A 978-nucleotide genomic window follows, 5' to 3' on the forward strand; every position below is an offset into this window, starting at 1 on the left:
AAATTTAAAGTAATTAAAGCAGCTGGTGGTGTCGTACGCAAGGGTGATAAAATTTTAATGATTTATCGTCTGAAGAAGTGGGATTTACCTAAAGGAAAGCTAGAAAAGAAAGAAAAGATAGGTGAAGCTGCCAAGCGTGAAGTAGAAGAAGAGTGTAATGTAAAGGTAGAGCTTAAAGAGAAGCTCTGTACCACGTGGCACACTTATACTATGAAGCGTAAGAAAGTAATAAAACGTACTACCTGGTACAATATGAAAGTACTCAAGGACAAAAAGATGCAACCTCAGGTTGAGGAAGATATCGAGGAGGTACGTTGGATGACCCCTAAAGAAGTTTATCACGGACTTCAAAACTCATACAAATCCATTTCTTTTGTGGTAGATGAGTATTTTAAGCATAGAAAGCACAAGCTGGCAGAAAAAGCAGCAGCTAAAGAAATTGCTCTAAAAAAGACAGACTAACGGTTAGATTTTATACGGAAGGAAGGGAGTTACATCTCCTCCATATTTGTGTACCTCTCTTATGATGGTAGAGTTAATTGCAGCCAGCTCCGGTGAGGTTATCAAAAAGACTGATTCTAGTTCGGCATTCAGGTACTTGTTCATTTGAGATATGCTATTTTCATACTCAAAGTCGGTTGTATTTCGAAGGCCACGCAACAAAAATTTAGCATCATGCTTCTGGGCAAATGACGCGGTAAGCTCATTATAGACCACGACCTCTACACCATCATTTCCATCAAAAGCTTCTTCAATCTTTTTCACCATTTTATCGATGTCAAAGTATCGATTGTGTTTTTTGGTATTATGGCCAATAGCAATTATTACCTTATCAAATAATTGCAAACCACGTAATACAATGTCTTGATGACCTTTGGTGAAAGGATCAAATGAGCCTGGGAAGATGGCTGTTTTTTTCATATTAAAAATTAGTCACAAAGGTGTATGCTGTACAGATCGAAGAAGTGATGGTCCTGT

The 978-nt window shown here is 37.8% G+C and carries 2 protein-coding genes; one reads left to right on the forward strand and one right to left on the reverse strand.

Going from position 1 to position 978, the window contains the following annotated elements; translation table 11 throughout:
- Positions 1–462 (forward strand): NUDIX hydrolase (locus E1176_RS01010; protein WP_155208730.1); only part of this gene is annotated, 462 nt, incomplete at its 5' end.
- Between the two features lie 3 nt (positions 463–465).
- Here the strand turns inward: E1176_RS01010 and coaD are convergent.
- Complete coding sequence (gene coaD / locus E1176_RS01015) at positions 466–921, reverse strand: pantetheine-phosphate adenylyltransferase (RefSeq protein ID WP_155208729.1); 456 nt, start codon at positions 919–921, stop codon at positions 466–468.
- Positions 922–978: the final 57 nt, after the last annotated feature.

The sequence above is a fragment of the Fulvivirga aurantia genome (assembly GCF_009711475.1).
Classification (GTDB): Bacteria; Bacteroidota; Bacteroidia; order Cytophagales; family Cyclobacteriaceae; genus Fulvivirga; species Fulvivirga aurantia.